This window comes from Methyloglobulus sp. (genome assembly GCF_046714055.1).
In the GTDB taxonomy this organism is placed as follows: Bacteria; Pseudomonadota; Gammaproteobacteria; order Methylococcales; family Methylomonadaceae; genus Methyloglobulus.
Map to the genome: position 1 here is coordinate 1 of NZ_JBKKBJ010000057.1, position 5366 is coordinate 5366.

The following is a 5366-nucleotide window of genomic DNA, read 5'->3' on the forward strand; positions in this document are numbered from 1 at the left end:
TCACCCATGAGCGCAATGGCACTGGTTTTGCCAATGCCCTTGATGCCGACTGGCAACGTGAGTATTCGCTTGGGTCCGGGATGTTTGCCAATCAAAACCAGCGCCTCAGCCGTTAAGTGGTCGATGCGTTTCCCCAACTGGACGATAGCCAATTTGGCGTCTTTCAGCACCGCTTTCGGTGTTTCTTGAGTGGCGGTGAGCGCGTGTAGATGGTTTTTCGCGGCCGCTTTCTGACCGGTTAACGAACGCATTCACGCGGCGAGCGAAGCTGCGCAAGGCAAGTTTTTCATTGGATGGGCGAGTCCAGGCGACGAAGTCCATTCTCGCGGCGTATTCGGCCAAAGTATCGGCATCGACGGCATCGGTCTTGCTGTTTTTCATCAACACCTTGGCAACGTTATGGGCGGCTTTGGGATTAATCACCATGAGCAACACTCCCGCATCATGCAAGGAAAGGGCTAAATCGAAGTGATGGATACCTGTCGCTTCCAGACAGACAATGAGACTTGGCAGCTTGACCAGCTTCTTGACCAATCGGGCCCGATCGGCGGCGGTGTTGGCGAACTTCTGAGGATCGAACGGCTTGCCATTCTTGCGGATCACCAAAATCAGTTCCTCGGCACCGACATCAATGTCGGCGAAGAGCGGTGGCTTTGGTTCATGGTCGATTTTATTCAGTTGAATGTTCGTCATATTAGTTTGTAAGAATGAGGGTAAAGAAAGTTGACTACTCACTGGTTCGAGGCCCTGCACAGGCACCTACCTTCCTTGTGTATACAGGCTCTAAGCCTCAGATACTCCACGGCATGGGTGAATAGGGCGGGGGCCAATCTACCGAACAGGCTCTGGTTAACAACCAGTCCTCAGGGTGGGACGGCCTCCCAATGAACCGTTAAAGCTTACTTGATCTCCTTGGCAATATTTCATTAAATTTGATCATACAAGGGTGGGCTGAGGCACGAACCCCAACAAAGAAAGGTAATGAGACAAAGATATGCGCTATAGAAGATCTGACACAGCAGGTGGGACGTACTTTTTCACAGTAAATCTGGCAGAGAGACATTCCGACTTATTGACACAAAACATACAGGATTTATGTGAGGTTATCAACATGGTTAAACATGCACATCCTTTTGTCATCGAGGCAATGGTCGTATTGCCCGAACACCTTCACGCCATTTGGCGCTTACCGCAGGGTGATGCCCGTTACCCAGCGCTGGGGCTTGATTAAGGCTGGGTTTTCCAGGCGCATAGAAAAAACAGAACGCATCCGTGCCAGTCGGCAGGCCAAGCGGGAACGGGGATTATGGCAGCGCCGTTATTGGGAGCATCAGATCAGGGACGAAAACGACTTTGAGAGACATGTGGATTACATCCATTACAATCCAGTAATGCATGGTTATGTTAGCCGCCCCATTGATTGGCCTTTTTCAACATTTCATGGCTACGTGCAACGAGGGCGGTTGCCAGCGAATTGGGCTAATGGTATTACGGAAGTCGCCACAGGAGGTGAACGGTGATTTGTTAAGCTTCATTGCATTCAGCCCAACCTACGGCCCTTTTTAGGACGTATATCACAAAATTACTTGCAGTACTATTTTATACTACTTTATGTATATCAATTTGTAGCGCAAACGAGAGTCTAGATCAGGAAAAATTTAAAAAGTGGGATTTTGCATTAGATCAAAAAAACGTTGTAGTGTTTCAAACCAAATAGAAAACAATGATTGTATTAATCATGAATATAAGGTTTCAGATACGGAGCTAAATCGTCTATACAAGTTGCTAATTAACGATCTTGTTAATCCTGAACCTTTAAAAAAATCACAACTGGCTTGGATTACATTTCGTGATTTATCATGTAAGTATGAATTATCAGGGCTGACCAGCGAAGGTAGTTTGAATGCTTATGGAAGGTTGGCTTGCCTGATTGATCTGACAGAAAAAAGAATTCTTGATCTAAAGGTTTACTCTACATGGACTTATGATGGAAGTCCTCCAAGAAAGCATTAATCGATTTACTTCCGTATTTTAATTTTAAAAGGTACTGCTATGTCAATCAATTTACATCTAATTAATGGTCAGGATCAATATGACCTCATGCGCTTCAGAATAATTGCCCAATTGGAAGGGCGAGGGAAGCCTATGGGTCGCAATTTCAGATTGATATTAGCTGGATGGTTTTTCTTTTTTGCATCGTCAACAGTAAATGCTGCCAGTTTTGATTGCACAAAAGCAGCAACCCATGTTGAAAAATTAATTTGTTCAAACTCCGAAATATCAGAACTGGATAACGAAGTTAATGCTGATTACCACAAAGCACTGGATGAAACTAATAATGAGTTGCGAACTGGTTTGATAAAGCAACAAAAGCATTGGCTGAAATTTATGCGCAATCGCTGCAAAGATGAGTTGTGTCTTAAACATGCTTATTGGTCAAAACTAGCTGAATTAAAGATATTTTTTTTCATGAATAATCCAAATGTTTATGGCCTTGCGTATACAAAATCCCCCTATAAAAATGAAGCTGAAAAATTAGAGCCGATAAAACAAATATTGACTACCACTAACTTTCGTATAGGAGATGAATATGATCCATTGGCTTGTAAGCAAATCTTCAACGATCTCAAGCAAATGAAAAATATTAGCTTTCTTGAGTCTAAAGTAAAAACAGACAGTTATGAAGATGCGGCCTTAGACCCGTGGAAGCAATACTGTAAAAGTGGTCAATCGCTTAATTTTGTTCGAGTATGTGACCCAAAATTCAATACAGATCGCCCTGAGGCAGAATTGGATAAGTGGTGTGCTGTGATATATGGTGAGCAACCTTTTAAAGTTTTTGAAATACCGACTCAGGCAAAAAAGAAAAAACACTACATTCTTTATATGGGGTCTGCTTCTGGGGCAATGAATACCAAACCTCGAAGAGGTGGCTTCCGTAGCGAATATGTGGCAGGTTTTCACGAACTGGATGTTGCAAATTGTAAAGTGACAAAACACTGGAATGCGCCGATAACCGAGCCATCGCATTACAACAGCATTATTAAGTATAAAGATGACTATTATTTTTTAGTATTAGAGCCATCTAGTACCAGCGTTAATTATTTTTTATCAATCGGCTCTATTGATAGCGAAGATAAATCTTGTCGCTGGTATCCCGTAATAAATAACACAACGACTAACTCAGGAGAAAAATAACCATGACTACAATTACCGCAACCCCTCTTGCTGGGGACTTCAACACTGCATTATTCAATTTTCTTAAAACCCGTGGTGTTGAAGGTTTTGAGCCATTTGTCTACACAGATAGCCGCAATATCCCTACCTTAGGCGTAGGCTATGCACTTGTCACTGGCTCTCCAGGGCATTGGCAAGTAAGAGCTAATTATCAATCAGAGTTTGCCGCAAGCGGTATCAATTTAACTGCATCTGAACTAAATACACTTCAGACTAAATTGCAAAATGCCGCAGATGCGTTAAATGGCGTTGCAGGTGCGGTCAATTCTTTTCAGCATGACAAAAATATACTTGGATGGAAAATCACTGTTGAACCGCAAGCCTTGGCTTTATTTAATACTATTATTCCCCAATACGAAGCCACTGTTAAAACATGGCTGGGTAGTAACAATGTTGCTATCTATAACAGTTTGCTGGGCAGTCGAGAAATGCTGGTACTTGAATCACTGGCTTATAATGGTTTTTTCGACGTGGGTAAAAGTCCCAAATTGCATGATGCAATAACTGATGGCAACAGAGCCGAAGCTTGGTATGAAATTCGCTTTAATACATCAGCCAATAACATTACGCGTGACTATGCACAGGGAGCTATTTTTGGGCTATATGAACCAGGTGATATAACTGGAGATGAAGCGCTAAGTGTCTATCAAATGTACACCAAGCATCACGATACGATAGTTGCCGATGATAAAACTCATGCATCATTAATTGCTCCTGCAAATGGTATTTTATCGACAGCAGGCGCTCTAGGGGCGGCTCAAAAATTAGAACTCGAACTCCGCCGAGCAGCGGACACCATCGAAACGGAATATCTCACACCCAAGAACCTATCCCTTGGCTCCATTAACCCTCTCAATATTCAGATTAGCTACGACGGTAAACCCAACTTAACGGGAGAGGATGACACCACCCGTACTGGCCATATAGATGATTTATTGATCGGTGACGCAAACGGGAACATACTGGAAGGCAGGTCTGGCAACGATATTCTATTAGGCGGCCAAGGCAATGATACCTATATTTATAATCAGGGAGACGGCTTTGACACCATAGTGGACACCGACGGCATGGGCCAAATCAAGGAAGACAACATTGTCCTTTCAGGCGGCAAGCAATACGGCGACGGGCGCGTCTACCAAGGCACGGATGTCAACAACAAAAAGCACAATTACGTGTTTGTCACCGGCAACAAGGACACCGGCGGCGACGTGGTGGTCGATGGCAGCATGTTGGTCAAAAACTTCCAGGTCGGCAACCTCGGCATCAACCTGGCCGGCCCTGACGCCGAACCCCAACTCAACCTCAGCCCGGAAACCATTGATCCCCCCATCCTTGGCGACTTTGAGGCCTTGGACACCGACCCCACCACCGACGGAATACAAAGTGAACTCGATAGTTGGGGCAATATAAAAATCGACCCCAACCAACCCAAACCCGACCAAGTTGATTCCTTGAACGACACCCCCGGCAATGACCACATCCTAAGCGGCGGGGGCGATGACACCATCGTCGCCCTGCGCGGTGGCAATGACCTGATCGAGGCGGGGGACGGCAAGGACGGGGTTTACAGTTACATTGGCAACGATGTCGTCAAGGGCGGTGCCGGTGACGACACCGTGTATGGCGGAATGGGCGATGACATCCTCATGGGCGAGGCCGACCGCGACAAATTAAATGGCGAAGGCGGCAAGGATGTCCTGATGGGCGGCGTCGATGGCGACATCCTGTCCGGCGGCGCAGAAGACGACAAGCTCTATGCCGATACGCAAACCAACAGCGGGCTTAAAGGCGACTGGTTGGCCGGTGGCGGCGGACAGGTGTGGGGTTTACGCAAAGCGGCTAATGGTAGTCTTTGGAGGATAGAAGGGAGTCGCTATTTTTGCGAAAGCTTGTTTTGGTCATCCCATCCCAAGCAAGCGGCAAAAACTTAACGCGACCGCCAATGCGTGCGGCTGCCCCAGCCGTCCTGCTTCCCTCGTTTTATACCCAACAAGGGGTATAAAACATTGGTTACGCAATGACTCGACGCGATGTCGGAATGCTTTGCATTTTCACTACGCAAAAAAACGCTTCGTGAAAACGCCCAGCCCTATCGCTTCTGGGGACTACTCGACTCCTGTCTCGCAGCG

4 protein-coding genes and 1 pseudogene are annotated in these 5366 nt (G+C 45.9%); 4 read left to right on the forward strand and 1 reads right to left on the reverse strand.

Annotation, left to right across the window (positions count from 1 at the left end):
* Positions 1–105: 105 nt before the first annotated feature.
* Positions 106–693 carry an IS110 family transposase gene (locus tag ACLQ6D_RS03370; protein ID WP_411725857.1) on the reverse strand — a complete coding sequence of 196 codons (588 nt, stop codon included), beginning with the start codon at positions 691–693 and terminating at the stop codon, positions 106–108.
* A gap of 301 nt (positions 694–994) precedes the next feature.
* On the opposite strand from ACLQ6D_RS03370, the pseudogene ACLQ6D_RS03375 reads away from it, so the two are divergent.
* The 4 genes and pseudogenes from ACLQ6D_RS03375 to ACLQ6D_RS03390 all read left to right on the forward strand — a co-directional run bounded on the left by ACLQ6D_RS03375 (position 995) and on the right by ACLQ6D_RS03390 (position 5168).
* Positions 995–1520, forward strand: a pseudogene (locus ACLQ6D_RS03375) (REP-associated tyrosine transposase).
* A gap of 145 nt (positions 1521–1665) precedes the next feature.
* Positions 1666–2013 (forward strand): lysozyme inhibitor LprI family protein, encoded by a 348-nt coding sequence (locus tag ACLQ6D_RS03380; protein ID WP_411725858.1) that lies wholly within the window; start codon positions 1666–1668, stop codon positions 2011–2013.
* A gap of 39 nt (positions 2014–2052) precedes the next feature.
* Entirely contained in the window at positions 2053–3198 is a 1146-nt protein-coding gene (locus tag ACLQ6D_RS03385; RefSeq protein ID WP_411725859.1) for a lysozyme inhibitor LprI family protein, read from the forward strand.
* A gap of 2 nt (positions 3199–3200) precedes the next feature.
* Positions 3201–5168 (forward strand): calcium-binding protein, encoded by a 1968-nt coding sequence (locus tag ACLQ6D_RS03390; RefSeq protein ID WP_411725860.1) that lies wholly within the window; start codon positions 3201–3203, stop codon positions 5166–5168.
* The last annotated feature ends 198 nt before the right edge of the window (positions 5169–5366 follow it).